Origin of the sequence: Streptomyces sp. NBC_01549, assembly GCF_026339955.1 — a bacterium.
GTDB lineage: Bacteria > Actinomycetota > Actinomycetes > Streptomycetales > Streptomycetaceae > Streptomyces.
In genome coordinates this window covers 453,666-472,364 of record NZ_JAPEPW010000002.1, presented here as the reverse complement: position 1 = coordinate 472,364, position 18,699 = coordinate 453,666, and the positions used below count along the sequence as shown (strand labels likewise).

Annotated in this window: 15 protein-coding genes and 1 riboswitch; of the genes, 6 read left to right on the top strand and 9 right to left on the bottom strand. The window is 69.5% G+C overall.

Going from position 1 to position 18,699, the window contains the following annotated elements:
• Positions 1–106: 106 nt before the first annotated feature.
• The 5 genes from OG819_RS36740 to OG819_RS36720 form a co-directional block, all read right to left on the bottom strand.
• Complete coding sequence (locus OG819_RS36740; protein WP_266633524.1) at positions 107–1,879, bottom strand: RICIN domain-containing protein; 1,773 nt, start codon at positions 1,877–1,879, stop codon at positions 107–109.
• A gap of 55 nt (positions 1,880–1,934) precedes the next feature.
• Complete coding sequence (locus tag OG819_RS36735; RefSeq protein ID WP_266653429.1) at positions 1,935–2,756, bottom strand: carbohydrate ABC transporter permease; 822 nt, start codon at positions 2,754–2,756, stop codon at positions 1,935–1,937.
• Positions 2,753–3,730 carry a carbohydrate ABC transporter permease gene (locus OG819_RS36730; RefSeq protein WP_266633526.1) on the bottom strand — a complete coding sequence of 326 codons (978 nt, stop codon included), beginning with the start codon at positions 3,728–3,730 and terminating at the stop codon, positions 2,753–2,755. Before OG819_RS36730 ends, OG819_RS36735 begins: the two co-directional genes overlap by 4 nt.
• Positions 3,731–3,813: 83 nt before the next feature.
• Positions 3,814–5,064 carry an extracellular solute-binding protein gene (locus OG819_RS36725; protein WP_266633528.1) on the bottom strand — a complete coding sequence of 417 codons (1,251 nt, stop codon included), beginning with the start codon at positions 5,062–5,064 and terminating at the stop codon, positions 3,814–3,816.
• Between the two features lie 69 nt (positions 5,065–5,133).
• On the bottom strand, positions 5,134–7,155 hold the full coding sequence (locus tag OG819_RS36720) for a beta-L-arabinofuranosidase domain-containing protein (protein WP_266653428.1): 2,022 nt from the start codon (positions 7,153–7,155) through the stop codon (positions 5,134–5,136).
• A gap of 252 nt (positions 7,156–7,407) precedes the next feature.
• Here OG819_RS36720 and OG819_RS36715 point away from each other — a divergent pair, with 252 nt between their 5' ends.
• Positions 7,408–8,427, top strand: a complete 1,020-nt coding sequence (locus OG819_RS36715) for a LacI family DNA-binding transcriptional regulator (RefSeq protein WP_266633531.1) — start codon at positions 7,408–7,410, stop codon at positions 8,425–8,427.
• Positions 8,428–8,754: 327 nt separating this feature from the next.
• A complete protein-coding gene (locus tag OG819_RS36710; RefSeq protein ID WP_266633533.1) occupies positions 8,755–9,126 on the top strand; it encodes a VOC family protein in 372 nt (123 codons plus the stop codon).
• Between the two features lie 49 nt (positions 9,127–9,175).
• Here the strand turns inward: OG819_RS36710 and OG819_RS36705 are convergent, their stop codons facing one another.
• A complete protein-coding gene (locus tag OG819_RS36705) occupies positions 9,176–9,763 on the bottom strand; it encodes a histidine phosphatase family protein (protein WP_266633535.1) in 588 nt (195 codons plus the stop codon).
• Between the two features lie 103 nt (positions 9,764–9,866).
• Positions 9,867–10,020, top strand: a riboswitch (cobalamin riboswitch).
• Positions 10,021–10,057: 37 nt separating this feature from the next.
• Here OG819_RS36705 and OG819_RS36700 point away from each other — a divergent pair.
• Positions 10,058–10,279 carry a CbtB-domain containing protein gene (locus OG819_RS36700; RefSeq protein ID WP_266633537.1) on the top strand — a complete coding sequence of 74 codons (222 nt, stop codon included), beginning with the start codon at positions 10,058–10,060 and terminating at the stop codon, positions 10,277–10,279.
• Positions 10,280–10,442: 163 nt separating this feature from the next.
• Here the strand turns inward: OG819_RS36700 and OG819_RS36695 are convergent, their stop codons facing one another.
• Both OG819_RS36695 and OG819_RS36690 read right to left on the bottom strand, forming a co-directional pair.
• Positions 10,443–11,339, bottom strand: a complete 897-nt coding sequence (locus OG819_RS36695) for a hypothetical protein (protein WP_266633539.1) — start codon at positions 11,337–11,339, stop codon at positions 10,443–10,445.
• A gap of 255 nt (positions 11,340–11,594) precedes the next feature.
• Positions 11,595–12,020, bottom strand: a complete 426-nt coding sequence (locus OG819_RS36690; RefSeq protein ID WP_266633541.1) for an arsenate reductase ArsC — start codon at positions 12,018–12,020, stop codon at positions 11,595–11,597.
• A gap of 214 nt (positions 12,021–12,234) precedes the next feature.
• On the opposite strand from OG819_RS36690, the gene OG819_RS36685 reads away from it, so the two are divergent.
• Entirely contained in the window at positions 12,235–13,695 is a 1,461-nt protein-coding gene (locus OG819_RS36685; RefSeq protein ID WP_266648810.1) for an IS1380 family transposase, read from the top strand.
• 188 nt (positions 13,696–13,883) lie between these two features.
• A complete protein-coding gene (locus tag OG819_RS36680) occupies positions 13,884–14,198 on the top strand; it encodes a helix-turn-helix transcriptional regulator (protein WP_266424081.1) in 315 nt (104 codons plus the stop codon).
• A 297-nt stretch (positions 14,199–14,495) separates the two neighbouring features.
• Here OG819_RS36680 and sbnA read toward each other — a convergent pair whose 3' ends face one another.
• Positions 14,496–15,473: a 2,3-diaminopropionate biosynthesis protein SbnA gene (gene sbnA, locus OG819_RS36675; RefSeq protein WP_266633543.1), complete on the bottom strand. Its 978-nt coding sequence runs from the start codon at positions 15,471–15,473 to the stop codon at positions 14,496–14,498.
• Between the two features lie 585 nt (positions 15,474–16,058).
• Between sbnA and OG819_RS36670 the strand changes: the two genes are divergently transcribed.
• Positions 16,059–18,698 carry a Pls/PosA family non-ribosomal peptide synthetase gene (locus OG819_RS36670; RefSeq protein ID WP_323139397.1) on the top strand — a complete coding sequence of 880 codons (2,640 nt, stop codon included), beginning with the start codon at positions 16,059–16,061 and terminating at the stop codon, positions 18,696–18,698.
• Position 18,699 lies beyond the last annotated feature (1 nt).

The following is an 18,699-nucleotide window of genomic DNA, read 5'->3' as shown; positions in this document are numbered from 1 at the left end:
CCGGCGCTGCCGAGCCGGTCGCCCGCTGACGGGGGACGAAGGCGGCGAGGGCGACGCTCCCGCGCCCCGCGGTCGGCGGCAGGCGCGGGAGCGTTCGGCCGGGCCCTCAGCGCGAGGTGAGTTTCCACAGGTGGTCGGCGGTGCCGTTGTCGTCCCACTGGAGGACTTGGGCGCCGGAGGAGGTGCTCATGTCGGTGACGCCGAGCAGGAGGCCACTGTGGTAGTTGGCGATCTTGTAGAAGCCGTTGTCGGTGGGGATCAGCTGCCAGAGGTGGTCGGCGGTGCCGTTGTCGCCCCAGATCAGGGCCGTTCCGCCGGCACCGGTGCTCATCCCGTTGATGCCGAGCAGCAGACCACTGGCCTGGTTCACGACCTTGTAGAGGCCCGAACCCGCCGACACCATCGTCCAGTTCTGGTCGGTGCCGGTGGTCAAGGTTGCCTGGACGACGGCGGTGCCCTGCGCGGTGCCCGCGCTCTGTGTGTCCAGCGCGAGCCCGCTGTTCCTGTTGGTGATCTGATAGCGCCCGGCCAGCGAGGTGGACGTCCCGCTGGGCGTGACGACCAGGTGGTAGCCGTCGGACGCGTTCATCGCGACGGGGACGGTGAGGGAGCCGTTGCTGACCGGGTAGTCGCTCTCGGAGATGGTGTGCGGGGCGGAGACGGCCGTGGTGCGGCCCTTGGACGGGGTGTACTCCAGCTTCACGTGCGCCGTGCCGCCGAAGGCGGAAAGAGAGCCGAGTCCGTTGACGGTGACAGCCGTCGAACCGGTGCCCCCGCCGAAGATCACGCTGATCTGCCGGCCGTCACCGGTGAGCGAGGCGGCGCCGTCGATGCCGGTCTGCGCTGGGGGAGTGGTGGTGAGCATGTTCCCGGACATGTCGCCGTACCACTTGTAGAGCCAGTAGGAGCCGTTGGGCGATCCACCGGTGTCGGTCAGGGTGTCGCCAAGGGTTCCGTAGTGGTTCCAGAAGGCGAGTTCCGCGTCGTGGACGCCCGCCCGTTCGAACTTGGCGACGTAGCCGACGAGGGCGCCGGGTATCCCCATCTCACTCGGTGTCGCGTACTCCTCGATGGAGATCGGCCGCGGGTTGATGCCGAGGCCGCTCTCCAGGGCCCGGTAGGCGGATACGTGTGCCGCGATGTCCTTGCTGCCCTGGAGCTCGTGCCAGGCGATGACGTCCGGGACGGTGCCACTGGCCTTGGCGTCGGTGAGGAACTGGCTCATCCAGATCTGATTCCACGCCGAGAAGCTGGGTCCCTGGATGGGAGTGGCGGCGTCCTTGGCGCGCACTTCCTTGTATGTACGTGCCCAACCCGTGTCGAAGGCACCGGCGTTGGCGGTGTCCCAGGTCCAGTCGGGCTCGTTCCACAGCTCGTACGCGCTGATGTTGCCGGCGCCGGCGGACTTGACCGAGGCGACCTGGGTGTCGACGGCGGACAGCCAGTCGCTCCAACTCACCCACTTGTAGGGGAAGTCGGGGTACCAGTCGGGCATCCGGACGACGACCTTCGCACCGGCTCTGGCGGCCTTGGGGGCGACGACCAGGGAGTCTCCGGCGGGGCTGGGCTCACCGTTGGGCAACTGGTGGCCGCCGGGTGCCATCTGGACGAAGGTGTTCGGCTTGAGCGGCTGGACGAGGCTGTCGGCCGGGGTGCTCGCGTCGGCGAGGCCGTAGAGGCTGCCCGTGGCGACATGGGTGACGGACCGCAGGGTCTGGGCGGCGTTGACGACCAGGGTCGTGGACGCGGTGGGGGCCGCCTGGGCGGGCGTGCCCGTGAGGGCGGTCGCGGCGGTGGCCAGGACCGTCGCCACAACGGCGGCGGCCGTACGGTCGAACGGTCTTCTGGGCGTGCGTGACTGAGATCTCGGAACAGGCATGGGTGGCGGCTCTCCTGACGGATGAGGAGGTGGATGGGGGGGGCTGACGTCCCGGTCAGTCCTTGACCGCGCCCGCGGTGACCCCGGCGGCCACGTACCGCTGCGCGAGGACGAGCAGGACGGCGGCGGGTACGGACGCGACGACGGCGGTGGCCATGATCGCGTTCCATTCCTGGTTGTTGTTGCCGATGTAGCGGTAGATGCCGAGGGTGATCGGGCGAAGATCGCCGCCGCCGTCGAGGGTGTTGGCGAAGACGAAGTCGGACCAGGCCCACAGGAAGCTGAACAGCGAGACGGTGACCACGGCGTTGCGGCTCACCGGCAGGACGACGGACCAGAAGGTGCGCCAGGTGCCCGCGCCGTCGATGCGCGCGGCGGCGGTGAGCTCGTCGGGGATGCCCGACATGAACGCCGTGAAGATCATGACGCCGAACGGCACGGCGATGGTGGAGTCCGCGATGATCAGACCCCACCAGGAGTTCAGCAGGCCGAGGTTGAGGAAGATCCCGTAGAAGCCCATCGCCATGACGATGCCGGGGATCATCTGGGCGACGAGGAGGGCGAGGCCCATGACGCCGCCACCGCGGGGGCGGAGTTTGGCCAGTGAGTAGCCGGCCGGTGCGGCGAGGACGAGGGTGGCGGCGACGGTGCCGAGGCCGATGAGCAGACTGGTGCCGAGGTAGGGCATCTGGTCGTGCAGCACGGCCCGGTAGCCCTCGAACGTGGGGTGCAGCGGGAGCAGGTCGGGCGGAGACTTGCGCATGTCCTGCTGCGGGGTGAGGGACACGTTCAGCATCCAGTACACCGGGAACAGCATGATCCCGGTCAGCAGAAGTCCGACGGCGGTGTAACGGCGGGAGCTCGTACGGGACTTCACGCTTCCTGCCTCCTCTGGACGCGGATGTACAGCAGGCCGAAGACGAGGGCGATGAGGATGAGGATGTTGCCGACGGCGGCACCGGGGCCGAAGTGCGGGAGCAGGGTGCCGAACGCGAGCTGGTACGACCAGGTCGCCAACGTCGAGGAGGAGTCTCCGGGACCTCCCTTGGTCATGATCCAGATCAGGTCGAACACCTTGAGCGTGTAGACCAGGCCGAGCAGCAGAGTGATCGCGGAGACCGGCCGCAGGAGAGGGAAGGTGATGCGGCGGAACTGCTGCCGGCCGCTCGCCCCGTCCAGCGAGGCGGCCTCGTACAGCTCCCCGGGGATGTTCTGCAGACCGCTGTAGAGGATGACCAGGTTGAAGGGGATACCGATCCAGACGTTGGCGATGACGACCGAGGCGAGCGCCCAGTGCGGCGAGGTCAGCCAGTCGACGGGCGAGACGCCGACCAGGTGGAGGACGTAATTGACCACGCCCGACTCGCTGTTCAGCATCCAGGACCAGGTCGACGCCGACACGATCAGCGGCAGCAGCCACGGGATGAGGAACAGCGCCCGCAGGGTGGTGGCGAGACGGAAGTGCCGGTTGAAGAAGACCGCGAGCGCCAGCCCGGCCGCGTACTGGAGCACGATTGACACGAACGTGAACACCATCGTGTTGCGCAGCGCGGGCCCGAAGGTCGGGTCGTTCAGCACCTGGGAGAAGTTGTCCCAGCCCGAGAACGGCGCGTCGCCCGCCACGAACGAGCGGACCGTGTAGTCACGCAGGCTCAGATCGAGGTTGCGGTAGAGCGGATAGAGATAGAAGGCGGCGAGGTAGGCCACGAGCGGGGCGAGGAAGCCCAGCGCGGTCAGCCGGTCCCTGCCGCGTCGACGGCGTGGCGGCACGTCACGCCGCCCGGCGCCGCCCGGCGCTCCGGACAGGGCCGGGAACCGCTTGGGACGGCGGTCGACTCGGGCGATGGTCATGCGAACTCCTGGATGCGGGTGGCGGTGTCCGGGACGCGGCCTGCGGCGCCGCGCGCAGTCGGCCCTCGTGCTGGCCGGCCGCGTCAGCCCTTGCTCTTGCCGGCCACCGTCTGCGCGGCGTCGAGAGCCGCCTCGGGGCTCTTGCCACCGGACAGGGCCGCCTGCACGGCGGTCCACATCGGCTGAGAGATGGTGGGGTACTTGGTGCCCAGGCCGCCACTGGTACGGCCACGCGCGGCGGCCACGGCCTCCACCCACGGCTTGAGCTTCGGGTTCGCCTTGACCTGCTGGGCCTGGACCGCCGCGGTGGGCGCGACGTACGTCAGGGCGGTGTCGCTGGTCAGCAGGCTCTCGGAGCTGGTCAGACAGGTGACGATCTTCTTGCTGATGGCGTAGCGCGCGGCGTCCTGCTGCACGGGCACGGTGACGAACTCGCCACCGGTCGGCACCGGCGCCGAACCGCCGTTCTGCCCGGGAATGCTGACGACCCCGTACGGGAACCCGGCCTTCTCCGCGTTGGCGAGCTGCCAGGTGCCGTTCTCACCGAAGGCGTAGTCGCCGGTGGCGAACTCCTGCCAACTGGTGGTCTGGGTGTTGTTCAGGACGTCCTTGGGCGCGAGACCTTCGTCGACCCACTGCTTCCACAGCGACAGCGCGGCCACGCTCTTCGGCGAGTCGAGGTGGGTGAGGTCGCCGCCCGCGCCCCAGAACCACGGCAGGAACTGGAAGCTGCCCTCCTCCGTGCCGATCGCCGAGAAGGTGATGCCCTTCTTCCCGGCCGACTTGACCTTCTTCAGGGCGGCCGTGAGTGACGCCCAGTCCTTGATGGAGGCGGGGTCGACATGGGCGGCTGTCAGGATCTTCTGGTTGTAGTAGAGGGCCAGCGTGTTGGCGCCGATCGGTACACCGTAGGAGGCGCCGTCGATGGTGCCCGCGCCGATGATGTTCTTCTGGATCGCGGACGTGTCCAGACCGAGGTCGCTCGTCTTGTTGAGGATCCCCGCCTCCACCAGTGTGGAGACGACCGGATTGTCCACGAGCATCACGTCGGGCGCGTTGCCCTGCTGGGCGGCCAGCAGCGCCTTGTTGCCCAGGTCGGTGGTGTCGTAGCCAGTGCGCTTGATCTTGACGCCCGCCGCGGTACCGCACTGGGCGACACGCTTGCCCCAGTCCGAGGAGGTGTCGAACTGCGGGTACGGGTCCCAGAAGGTGTACGTCGCCGACTTGCCGGAGGAGGCGGAGGAACCCGAACCACCGCCCCCGCAGGCCGTGACGGAGGCGAGGGTGCCGACGGCGACACAGGCGGCGAGGAGGGTTCTGCGGGTGTTTCGCATTGCGGTGACCTCGTTGTCATGAGTGTCATGCGGGGTGACGGGGGTGACGGGGTGCGCAGGGGGCCGGAGTCAGGAGGTGGGCAGCCAGACGCGCATGCTGCCGTCCCGCCGGTTGGCCCAGGCGTAGTAGGGGATCGCGGTGAGCTCGACGAGCGCGCCCGAGGGCAAGCTGTCAGGGGCGGCGTCGGCGGAGCGGTAGGGCCACCAGCCGACGTCCGGGACCGAGCGCCGATGCCCCGTGGCGACCACGGTGGTCACACCGCCGAGCAGATCCGGCCGCTGCTTCACGACGAGCGGGTGCGCCGTGTCGATGACGACGTCGTCCAGACCGCCCCCTGGGTGGTCGACCTGCTCCAGGCAGTACACGAGCGGGCCCCGCTCGATCGCCACACAGCCGCGGACCGCGTCCACCCGGGGGTCGGCCGCGGTGAGGCGGGGCTCCAGGCCGAGTTCGAGGACGACCCGGTCGCCCGGCGCCCAGGTGCGTTCCAGGCGCAGCCAGCCGTCGGTGACGGGGGCGTCGGTCTGGTCGTACGTCCGGTTGCCGCACCGGACGCGGTACTCGTGGCACCACTGCGGGATGCGCAGGGACAGCGTCCAGGGCCGCTCCCGCGGGGTCTCCTCGACGGTCAGGGACACCGCGCCGTGCCAGGGGTAGTCGGTCTCGGCGGCCACGGTGACGGGCGTGCCGGCGAGGTCACCCCGGTAGTGGCCGCTGACGTACTGGTGGATCTGCAGGCCCTGGCCCCCGGCGTCGGTCGAGGACAGGTAGTGTTCGAGTCCGGCCAGCAGTCGCATCACGTTCGGGGGGCAGCAGGCGCAGCGGAACCAGCGGGTGCGGCGGGCCGACTGGTCGCCACCCAGGTCCGTGTGGCCGTCGCGGACCTGGAGCGGATTGACGTACAACCAGCTCTCGCCGTCCAGCGAGACACCGGCGAGGAACCCGTTGTAGAGGGTGCGCTCGATCAGGTCGCTGTAGCGGGCCTCGCCGGTGAGCAGGGCCATGCGCCAGCACCACTGGATCGAGGCGATGGCGGCGCAGGTCTCGCAGTAGGCACGTTCGTTGGGCAGCTCGAAGGGGTCGCCGAAGTCCTCCTTGTCGTGGTGCGCCCCGAGACCACCGGTCAGATGGGTCTTGGTCGTGGTCATCGCCCGCCACAACCGCTCGGCGGCGGAGCGCAGTTCGGCGTCGCCCGTCTCGGTGGCCAGGTCCGTCGCGCCCCCCAGCAGATACAACTGGCGCACGGCGTGCCCTTCGACGGTGACCGCCTCGCGCAGCGGCACGCGGTCCTGGCAGTACGCCTCGCCGCCGAGCAGGTCGTGGCCGTAACGGTCGACGAAGTAGCCGGCGAGATCCAGATAGCGGCGCTCACCGGTCTCCCGGTACAGCTCGACCAGGGCGGTCTCCACCTCGGGGTGGCCGTCGACGCCGTCGATCGGCCGGCCGGTGCCGGGAAGGCCGAAGACGGAGTCGATGTGGTCGGCGAAACGGCGTGCCACAGCGAGGAGTTCATCGCGCCCGGTCGCCCGGTGATGGGCCACCGCCGCCTGGATCAGATGGCCCGCGCAGTACAACTCGTGGCCCCAGCGCAGGTCCTGGTAGCGCTCGCCGTTCCGGCGGACCTGGAACCAGGTGTTGAGGTAGCCGTCGGACTGTTGCGCGTCGGCGACCAGGGCGATGATCCGCTCCACGTCGGCGGCTAGTTGACGCAGGTCGGGGCTGCTGTCCGCACCGTCGGCCGACGGCCCGCTCTGGGCGAGCTGCCAGGCGGCGGCCTCCAGCCACTTGTAGACGTCGGTGTCGACGAAGGGGTACACGCCCTGGAACTCGCCCTGTGCCGTGCCCGCCGCCAGACGCAGGTTGTGCAGGTTTCCCGCGGACTCCAGCAGAGCGGGGCCCTGCGGGATCGAGGTGCGCGCGTTGACCTCACGGCGATCGTGCCAGAAGCCGGTACGCACCTCTGCGGCGGCGGGACGCAGCGCGGCCTGGGCGTCCGGGCCGAGGCGAACCGGGCCCGCGGGGGCGGCGCCCTGCGCGGGGGAAGCCGAGAGGCCGGTGGGGGAGGGCAGGGCGGAGTCTGTGCGGGGCATGGTTCTCCGGGGAGGTGGTGGCGGGGAGGGGATCGGCATGCGGGACGGGGCGCGACGGCCCCCGTGCACGAAAGGCGGGAGGTTCTCGGAACTCGTTTGAGCAATCGTTTTTCCTGCCGAGAAGTAGAGGGCAGAGGGGTAGTCGGGTCAAGGGTCACGGCAAGAGATTTTTCTGTTGCCCGGTGGCTGGTACTCACCCAGGGGAGGCTGCGACGATGGACGGGTCGTTGCCATCCAGGAAAAGGTTTGCTCGTGACCGCTGCTCCAGATTCCCGCTCCGCCGGCCCGGCGAAGCTCGCCGACGTCGCCGCCCTGGCGGGCGTCAGCGTGGGTACGGCGTCGAAGGCGCTGAACGGCGGCGGGCGGATGCGCCCCGAAACCCGCCAGCGGGTCCTCGACGCCGTGGACACACTCGGGTTCCGGCCCAACCAGCACGCGCAGAGCCTGCACACCGGGCGGAGCTGGACGGTCGGGCTGATGACGACCGACGGCATCGGCCGCTTCAGCACCCCCGTACTGCTCGGCGCCGAGGACGCGCTCGGGGCCGGCAAGATCTCCGTGCTGCTGTGCGACACCCGCGGCGACGCGATCCGGGAACAGCATCACTTGCGCAACCTCATGGACCGCCGCGTGGACGGCATCATCGTCACCGGCCGCCGTACGGACCCCCGCCCACCCCTGAACGGCATCGAGGCCGTCCCCATCGTCTACGCGCTCTCGCCGTCCTCCGACCCGGCCGACACCTCGGTGGTCTCCGACGACCGGGGCGGGGCTGTACTGGCAGTCGAGCACCTGCTGGCCACGGGACGCACGCGCATCGCGCACATCACCGGCCCGGTACACCACGCGGCCGCCCGCGACCGGGCCCGGCACGCGGTGGAGCATCTGGAGCGGGCCTCCCTCGAACTCGCGACCGGGCGGGTCCACCACGGGGAGTGGAGCGAGGCTTGGGGGCGCCGCGCCGCCGACGCGGTGCTGCGCACGGCACCGGACACGGACGCCTTCTTCTGCGGCAACGACCAGATCGCCCGGGGCGTGGCGGACGCGCTGCGCGAGCGGGGGGTCGACGTGCCCGGTGACATCGCGGTCGTCGGTTACGACAACTGGGACACGATGGCCCTGGCCAGCAGGCCGCCCCTCACCACGATCGACATGGACCTCGCCGAGATCGGCCGGATCGCCGCCCTGCGACTCCTCGAAGCCATCGACGCCGACCCGGCGCCGGGGGTGCACACCGTCCCCTGCCGACTGATCGTCCGCGAGTCCAGCTGAGCGTTCCGGGAGGGGGTTCGGCGCATCCACGGCGGGGCGGATGGCGTGGGCGTCGAGGCGGCGCGCGGCTCGGCCGAGGAGCGAAGCCCCCGCCCTCGCACGGCGGCCCTCGCACGGCGGCCCGCGACGACGCGGCCGCGGCGCCCAGCCCCCTTGCCGCGCTCGGCGTTGTTTACATCGGCGAGCAGGACGACCGCTTGGAACAGGCAGGCCGGCAGGGTGGCGCTCGGCCCCGCACGAGACGGCCGCCGCCGGTCTCGCTCCGGGCCTCGGCGGCGACGAAGCAGGGAGCAGCCGACCAGGCGTTCGCAGGGCACACTGACCGGTATGCCTGTCTCGCTGCATCACATCGTCATCGACGCGCACGACCTGCCTGCCCTGGCCCGGTTCTGGGCCGAGGTACTGGGCTGGCGGATTCTGTCCGAGCGGGAGCGGGAGGTGGTGATCGGGCCGAACGAGACCGCGCCGGTGGGCATCTGCTTCATGCCGGTGACGGACCGAAAGGTCGTGAAGAACCGCCTGCACCTCGATCTGACGTCCGCCGCCGAGGACCGGGAGACCGAGATAGAACGCATCCTCGCACTGGGCGCCCGCCGGGCGGACGTAGGGCAGAGCGGCAGTGAGTCGTGGACCGTGTTCGCCGATCCGGAGGGGAACGAGTTCTGCGTGGTCCGCCCGAAGGAGACCCTCATCGGCTAGGCCCTGTCGTCAAATTCCCGTCGTCGGAATGCCCGCGGTCGGCGCCTGCTCAGTGAGTGGTGCCTTTGTCGTGGCCGAGCGGTCTTCCGAACGTCACGTTCCAGCGTCCGGCACGCCCGCTGAACTCGATGGCGTTCAGTGGCGGTACGTCGATCCGCCAGAATGCGGACTCCGGTGCTCCGAGGGCCCGCACGGTCGCGGCTCGTACGACTTCCGGCTCGACCACGGCGACGGTCCGGCCCGAGAGCTGCGCGACCTCATCCAGCCAGACCGTGACCCGCTCGCAGAGGCGGAGCACCGACTCGCCCCCGTGTGGGGCGGCCGTGGGGTCGGCCAGCCAGAGCGCGACGGCGTCCGGGGCTTCGGCGCTGACGTCGGCCAGCGTACGGCCCTGCCAACCGCCCACATCGAGTCCCGTCGGCGCGGTCTCGACAGTGTCGTCGAACCCCAACGCCGAGGCGGTCTCCCGGCATCGCGGGGTGGGGGAGACGAATATCCGTTCGGCTGCCCTGAGGGAGCCGGCGGCTGATCGCGCCCGCGCGGCGCCGGTCGCGTCGAGCGGGCTTCCGTCGTCGAAGCGTGCCTCCCGCAGCGCCGCACTGATCGCGGGTGAGATCATCATCACTCGGCTGGTCATTCGCCCACTCTCGTGTCCGACTTCTCTGTCCGTCCGGGGAGTTCGCAGCCCGCGCAGAGCAGGGCGCATTCCCCGCCACCTTGTGCGCTCTTGGCCGCGCCTCCGCTTCGCGGTACGTTCTCGTCGACATCGACGACGGTCGGCGGAAGCCGGTGAGATTCCGGCACGGTCGCGCCACTGTAAACCGAGTGCCCATGCCTCCTCTTGGCGGCCTGAGAACCGGGTAAGTCAGACCCGCGCCAGTCGTCCTGTGCACCACCGAGACGGGACGCGAGTTCCCCAGGAGGTTCTGCCTTGGCACAGTCCGCTGTTCAGTCGGCCACCACCCCCACCGCCGTACCGGCCAAGCTGCCGATCGCCGCGATCGTCCCCTGGGCGGTCTTCTTCGGCATCCTGATGCTGGTCCTGCTCTACTTCGTCGGCGCCGAGCAGGGCGCCACCTCCCTCGTGTCCGGCGAGAACGTCCACGAGTGGGTCCACGACGCCCGCCACCTGCTCGGCTTTCCCTGCCACTGACGGCGACGAGGAAGCGTCCTGAAGCCCCCGCCAGCCCGTTAGCCCCCCAACCTGCCGTCCGTCGGCGGCCCCGACACGACTACGGCCCCGATCGCCATGGTGATCGGGGCCGTTGCGTCTGTCCCCCTCTTGTGAGGGAAACCCGCACGGTCGGCCGCGCTGCTCATGCCGAGCGCGGGTGATCGGGCGTGTCGTGGAGGGTGGCGAGGTGCTCGAGCAGCAGGCCTTCACGAGTGGACCAAGGGCACACCTCGACCGCCTTGGCCTCGCAGGCTTCCATGAGGGCCTCGGCCACCAGGGCTCCGGCCAGGGACTGTTCGGCACGGTGCCGGGAGATGCCCGGGAGCTTGGCGCGGCGGGCCGGATTCGCGGCCGCCAGTACAGGGACGCACGCACGCAACTGGGGCAGGCCCAGCTTCCGTTGCGAGCGGTGTGCCTTGCCTCTGGCGGCGGCGAGCCGGGCGAGCTGCTCGAACGTCTTGGAGCAGGCCAGCACGCGTGTCCCCGGTTCCGCCCGAGGCAGGTCGGGGACGGCTTCCAGCTTTCGACGCAGATACCGACGGATCTCGTTGAGCCCCTGTTTGGACGGGGCGATGCCGCCGGGCAGCCAGTCACGGGTGATTCTGCGGGCGCCCAGGGGCAGGGAGTGGACGCTGTGCGGCTGGTCTCCGGTACCCGAGGCGATCTCCACGGTGCCGCCTCCGACGTCGAGGACCAGCAGCCGCCCGGCCGTCGGGCCCGCCCACTGACGGGCCGCCACATAGGCGAGCCGCGCTTCTTCTTCGCCGTCCAGCACGCTCAGTCGGGTACCCGTTCGCCTGGCCACACGCCGGATGACCTCGTCGCGGTTGGGTGCGTCCCGGATGACGGAGGTGGCGAAAGCGAACATGTCGGTTTCGCGCAGTCGAGGGTCGGAGGCGACCGCCTGGGCCACGGCGCGCTCGACGCTCTCCACCCCGGCCTCGTCGAGTCGACCCTTCCGGTCGAGCGTCTCGTGCAGTCGCAGACGCACCTTGTGGGAGAACACCGGCTCCATCACCGTGCCCGGCCGCGATCGCACCACCGTGAGCAGAGCGCTGTGGCACCCGACGTCAAGTACACCGGCCTGCCGCATCCAACCGCCTCCCCTGGTCTCTGTTTCCTCCATGCCGGACCCGATCGAAGTCGTCTCCCCATGCTCCGACGGCCCCGTCACCGATGCGACGGGACTTCCGGTCCACTGCGTGCGCGTCCCCTCACCAACCGTGAACACTACGTCCCGCCCGGACAAGGCGTGGCCACAGCCGATTCGAACCCGGGCGCAGGAAGAGCGACCTCACGCCCCCGGCCCCTGCGTGGCATCGATCTCGCTGACAAGAACCTCGATGCGGGCCCTGATCTCGTCCCGGATGGGGCGCACGGACTCCACACCCTTGCCTGCCGGGTCCTCCAGGGCCCAGTCGAGGTACTTCTTGCCAGGGAAGACGGGGCAGGCGTCGCCGCAGCCCATGGTGATCACATAGTCGGACGCCTGGACGGCCTCGGTGGTGAGGATCTTCGGCTTCTGGGCGGCGATGTCGACGCCGACCTCCAGCATGGCCTCGACCGCGGCCGGGTTGACCCGCTCGCCCGGGATCGAGCCGGCCGAGCGGACCTCGATCCGGTCGCCCGCGAGCTGCGAAAGGAAGCCCGCGGCCATCTGTGAACGTCCGGCGTTGTGCACACAGACGAACAGCACGGAGGCGAGTGGAGTGGCAGACATCGGTACTTCTTTCGCGGTCAACAGCCGTACGGGGGTGAGTGCCGGCCGGAAGGGAGTGAACCCTGGTCGGCGCCGCCCGGAACTCGTATCAGCCTCGACCTCATGTATTCAGCTATGAAAGTGATCTGACGTCCCGGCAGAAGAAGGGTGCCTCCCACCTGCGATGATCTGACTGCTGAGATCAAGAACGTCGCGGAGAAGAGGCACCCAACAGGTGCAGGTTACCGAATGGGATCACCGGCTTGCCGTGCGGGCCGACGGCAAGAACCTGATCGGCCACGCGGGCGTGGTGCTGCTGCGGAAGGTCGCCGACCGCGTCGGCCTGGCCGCCGCGCTGAGTGCGGCGTTGCCGAAGGGCACCGGGCCGGGCTGGCGGGACCGGGGCATGGCGCTGGTCCAGCTGGCCTGTGCGATCGTGCTCGGCGCGACGAACGTCCTGGAGGCCGAGCAACTCCAGTACCACTGGCGTGCGGTGTTCCCGCGCCCGGTTTCGGACAGCACCCTGCGCCGCGCCCTGGCCGCGATCGACGCCCCGGTCGCGGCCAGGGTGGAACGCGCCCGTGCCGCGATACGCCGCGTGGTGTGGACGCTGCTCGCCCTGCGGCCCGGCGGTTTCCCCTGGATCTCGGTGTGCGGCCGGGAGCTGACCGGCTGGTACGTCCTGGACCTGGATGCGACCATCGTGACCTGCACCAGCCGCAAGGAAGGCGCGGCGGGCACCTTCAAGGGGACCTTCGGTCACATGCCGCTGGGGGCGTGGGTGGCCAACACCCGTGAGTGCGTCGCCATGCTGCTGCGGCCCGGCAACGCGCCACCGAACGATGTCGCCGACCACAAGAGCGTCCTGGCCTCGGCGTTTCGGCAGCTCCCGCTCCCGCTGTGGTCGAAGCTGCTGGTGCGGATCGACGGCGCGGCCTTCAGCCACGAGGTCCTGGACCATCTCCAGAGTCTGACCACCAGCCGGCGCCGGGTGCGCTGGGTGACCGGCTGGGCCATCAACGCCACGGACGAGCGGGCCATCGCGCTGCTGCCCGAGAACGTGTGGACGGCCGCACTGCGGCAGGACGGCCAACTCCACGAGATCAAGGGACCCGATGGGGAATGGGTGTCCTACCAGGTCGCCGAGCTGACCGGGGTCCGTGACCTGACCGGCTGGCCGGCCGGGATGCGGCTGATCGTGCGCCGGGTCAAGCCCTCGCGGCGGGATACGAAGAAGCTGACCGCGTTCGAGAAGCGCACCGGCTGGCGCTACCAGATCGTCGCCACGAACATCCCCGCCCGCCAAGGGCTCTCCGGGGCCCCGGGCTCCGGGCAGGTGTGGTTCGTCGACGCCCTCTACCGTGATCACGCCGAGGTCGAGGACCGTGTCAAAGCGATCAAGCGGGTCGGCCTCGGGCTGCTGCCCTCGAAGTCCTGGCAGCTCAACATGGCCTGGGTGCTGGCCGCCACGCTCGCCGCCGACCTCGACGCCTGGACCCGGCTCCTCCTCCTGCACGACGAGCCCGCACTCGCCGCCGCCGAACCGGAGACGATCCGCAGGAAGCTGTACCACCTGCCCGCCCGGCTCACCTCCCACGCCCGCCGGCGCACCCTGCACCTCGACCGCACCTGGCCCTGGGGGGCAGCGTTCGCCACCGCCTGGCAGCGCGCTCACCAGCTTCCGGCCCTCACCTGACGGCCGGCCACCACCCGACAACAACGAGAGGACCGCACCACCCTCGGGCCCGTGGAACCCGACGCCCCGCAGCGTCACGCGACGGCCAGTCCCGACACGGCACGGGACATATCAGGCAGTCAGCCGCTCACACTGCCGCCGCCAGCCCTCGGAAGAATCGAGGTCGAGTGATGTGACAGTATCAGTCCATGCTGACGTCAGCCGATGCTGATCTGATACGGGTCCTGGCCGACCCGCTCAGGCTCCGGATCGTGACCCTTCTCGCCCGGGAGACGCTCTGCACCACGCACCTGATCGAGGAGACGGGTGCCAAGCAGACCAATCTCTCCAACCACCTGAAGGTGCTGCGGGAGTCCGGGATCGTGGAGACGGAGCCCTGCGGCCGGTTCGTCTACTACCGGCTCAAGCCCGAGGCCCTTGCCTCCCTCGCCGGTCAGTTCACCGACCTCGCCGAAGCCGCGCGTACCACCGTCGAGAACAACACCAAGCGGTCCTGCCCCTGACCGCCGTCGCTCGCGGCGGCCGCGCCGACGAGTAGGGCCGCTCCGGCGGATCACGTCGGAGGGAAGCGACGGTCTCTCATGAGCACAGACGGGCGTGCCAAGCTCCGCGTCTGCGGCATGATCCGCCGGACGGCTAAGGGCTGTCCCGTAATCCCCGGTGGATCAGCGCGCGGCGTCAGATGCGGTGCATCGCAAGGCGGAGGGTCGTCCTCATACCGGGCGTATTCGGGCGATCCGACAACGCGGCGAGGTGCTGTAGCTGTCGTCGTGCGCCCGCCGGGGATTACGGGACAGCCCTTAGGGTGCGGTGGTCAGCGTCTTGGAGTCGAGGACGTCCTCGCTGTACAGGTCCTGCACCCAGTTGGTCTGGTAGATGGTCTCCAGATACCGCTCACCCAGATCCGGGGCGATGGCCACCGCGGTCAACCCCCGTCCCTTTTCCCGGCCCAGCCAGTCCATCGCGCCGCTGACCACGGTGCCGGTGGACCCCCCGAACAGGAACCCGCGCCTGGCCAGTCGGTGACAGGTCCGGATGGTGTCGGTCTCCGCCACGCGCACCACGTCGTCCACATAGGACTCGTCCAGGAGCGGCGGCCGCCTGCTCGCGCCCAGGCCGGGAATCATCCGTCGGCCGGCGGCGCCCCCGAACGTCACCGATCCCACGCTGTCGACGGCCACGATGCGCACCGGGCGGTGCCACTGGCGGAAGTAGCGCGCGCAGCCCATCAGGGTTCCGGTGGTGCCGGCGCCGACGAACAGCACATCCAGTTCCGGGAACTGCCGGGCGATGGCCGGCGCGGTCCTGCGGTAGTGGGCCATGCTGTTGCCGGGGTTGGTGTACTGGTTGAGCCACACATAGCGGTCGTCGGAGGCACACAGCGCGCGGACGTGGTCGATGCGTGCGCCGAGGAAGCCGCTGACGGGGTCGGGCTCGGTGATGAGGTGGACCTGGCTTCCCAGGGATTCCATCATCAGCCTGGTCGCCAGGTTGCAGCGGGAGTCGGTCACACACAGGAACCGGTAGCCCTTGGCGGCCGCGATCATGCTCAGGGCCACGCCCAGGTTGCCCGAGGACGACTCGACCAGAACCGAGTCGGGCGTCAGCAGGCCGTCGCGTTCGGCGGCTTCGACCATTTCGGTGGCGGCCTTGAGTTTGATCGATCCGGCGAAATTGAAGCCCTCGCACTTGAGGAACAGTGATTGCCCGAAGATTCCCTCAAGGTCGACGAAGAGGTCGTCCTCGTTGAAGTCCTGGGGGACGGATATGACGGGCATGGTCGGCTCCTTGACAGTGGTGAGGGGACTGCCTTCCGGCCGTTGATCCGTCTGGGTGCGGCCCGGGAGGAATTCGGTGTGGCGAGTTGCGACTCGTCGGAACTCCTCCAGTACGCCCGAATCCGGGCAGCCTTGTCATGCCACCGAAATTCGGGGCTTGACATGCGCTCTCTTCGCGCATAAGTGGCCGTTCCAGGGGTGAAACAGCACGCATGGGCGGGCCGTACCCCGGGATGGAGGAAGGGGGCTGCCAGCCCTCATGGCCTGCCCCACTCAGGTATCCGCTTCCCACCCGGACACCGCTGGACGAGGCGGCGACGTTCAGTGCAATTCCCGGGTGTTTTCCCCTCGGATCGAACGGGCGCCTGTGAGATGCGGTCGTAAGTCGGGCGACGCGCACGGAAAGCAAGGGATCGCAGGGCGATGACCGGCAAAATGGGCGGGCTATCAAGGCCGGTGTACTGCGTCAAGCCCCGAAATTCAGGGGCAGGACAGGAACTCCCCGGCCGGGCCTACTGGAGAGGCGGACACCACGAATCCGTCCGCACCTACCGCCGCTGAACGAAACGTCATCGAGGAGCTCACGTGCTAGAGAAATCCGTGGAGGTCTTGACGGCCGATCCGGCTGACATCTCGACCCTCCAGGACGGCGGGGACGCCGACCCGGGGACCGACACCGAGAGGCGTCTGGCCGAGGTGCTGGCCGGCGTCGTGCGCGTCGAGCAGGTGCCGGCCGACAGCCACTTCTTCAACGACCTGGGCGCCGATTCCTTGGTGATGGCCCAGTTCTGTGCGCGGGTCAGGAAGCAGGGGGACCTGCCGACGGTGTCGATGAAGGACATCTACCGGTACCCCACCATCCGGAGCCTGTCCGCCGCGCTCGCCGATGCCTTGCCCGCCCCAGCCCCCGCCCCCGTCCCGTCCCCGTCCGCGGAGGCTCCGGCGTCGGCACCGGCGCAGACACCGATCGACGTACAGGCATCGGCCGAGGAGACGGTGTGGGCGGAGGCGACGGCGGCTGCTCGTACACGGCGCTACCTCGTCTGCGGCACGCTGCAGTTCCTGATCTTCCTGGGCTATTCCTTCCTCGTCGCGCTGGCCGTCGAGGAAGCCCACGAGTGGATCTCCGCGGGATCGGGTCTGTTCGACCTCTACCTGCGGTCCGTCCTGCTCGCCGGCGCGGGCTTCCTCGGCCTGTGTGCCTTCCCCGTCGTGGCGAAGTGGACGCTCGTCGGCCGCTGGCGGTCCGGGGAGTTCCCCCTGTGGGGCATGGCCTATCTGCGTTTCTGGGTCGTCAAGACCCTGATCCGCACCAGCCCCGTGCGGCTGTTCGCCGGTTCACCGCTCTACGTCCTCTACCTCAGGGCGCTCGGCGCACGGATCGGCAAGGGCGTCACGATCCTCTCCCACACGATCCCGGTCTGCACCGACCTGCTCACCATCGGTGACGGTACGATCGTCCGTAAGGACGTAATGCTGTCCTGCTACCGCGCCCACGCCGGCGTGATCCAGACCGGCCCGGTCACCCTCGGCAGCGATGTGCTGGTCAGCGAGCACACGGTCCTCGACATCGAGACCGCGATGGGCGACGGCGCCCAGCTGGGCCACGCCTCCTCCCTGCACACCGGCCAAGCGGTACCCGCCGGCGAACGCCGGCACGGCTCGCCGGCGCAGCCGACCGAGGTGGACTACCGGACGGTCGGCCCCGCCGACTGCCCCACCGCCAAGAGGACCGCGTACGGCGTCGTGCAGCTGGTGAGCCTGATGGCGGTGTACCTGCCGCTGGCGCTGGGCGGCGTGAATGCCCTGATCGCCGGACTTCCGCAGCTTCAGACGGTCCTGAACCCCCAGCCGATGACCAGCCCGGCCTTCTATGTCGATGCCTTGATCGCCGCCGTGCTCGTCCTCTTCGGCTCACTGCTCGCCGGTCTCCTCGTGGTGGGCACCGTGCCGCGCGTCCTGAGCCGGGCGATCGAACCGGGCAAGGTCTATCCGCTGTACGGCTTCCACTACGGCATCCAGCGGGCGATCGCGGTGATGACCAACAGGAAGTCCTTGAACACGCTCTTCGGCGACAGTTCCGGCATCGTCCACTACCTGCGCTACCTCGGATACGACCTGTCCGGCGTCGAGCAGACCGGGTCGAACTTCGGCACCGAGGTGCAGCAGGAGAACCCGTACCTGAGCTCGGTCGGCACCGGCACCATGATCGCCGACGGACTGTCCATCATGAACGCCGACTTCTCCAGCACGTCCTTCCGCGTGTCGCGCACGTCGATCGGGCCCCGCAACTTCCTCGGAAACCGCATCGCATACCCCGCGCAGGGAAGGACCGGAGACAACTGCCTGCTCGCGACGAAGGTCATGGTCCCCATCGACGGACCCGTACGCGAAGGTGTGGGCCTGCTGGGCTCCCCCAGCTTCGAGATCCCGCGCACGGTGATGCGCGACAACCGGTTCAACCACCTCGAGACCGGCGACGAGCTGCGCCGCCGCCTGGCCGCCAAGAACAGGCACAACGCGGCGACCGCCGGCCTGTACCTGCTGGCGCGGTTGATCCACTTCTTCGTGATCACCCTCATCACCATGGGCGCGGTCGACCTCTACCCCTCGTTCGGCGCACTGGCGATCGCGCTGGCGAGCGTCCTCACCCTCACGTACACCGTCGTCCACTTCGCGCTCGTCGAACGGGCCTCCACCGGCTTCAAGCCCCAGCAGCCGCTGTACTGCTCGATCTACGAATCCTCCTTCTGGCGCCACGAGCGCTTCTGGAAGATGGCCTCGGTCCACTACATCCAGGCCTTCGACGGCACCCCGTTCAAGAACGTGATCTGGCGGCTGCTGGGGGCCCGGATCGGCAAGCGGGTCTTCGACGACGGCTGCTTCTTCCCGGAGCGCACCCTCGTCACCATCGGCGACGACAGCACGCTGAACGCCGGGACCGTGGTCCAGTGCCACTCGCAGGAGGACGGCGCCTTCAAGTCCGACCGCAGCGCCCTCGGCAGCGGCTGCACCCTCGGGGTCGGCGCCTTCGTCCACTACGGAGTGACGATCGCCGACGGCGCCTCACTGGCCCCCGACTCCTTCCTCATGAAGGGCGAGGAAATCCCCTCGCGAGCCCAGTGGGGAGGCAACCCGGCCCGGGAAATGCCGGACCACAAGACCCAGTTCGAGGCCGGTCGAGAACTCCACGTCGCCCAGGCCGCCCCGGCACCCGGCAACTGAC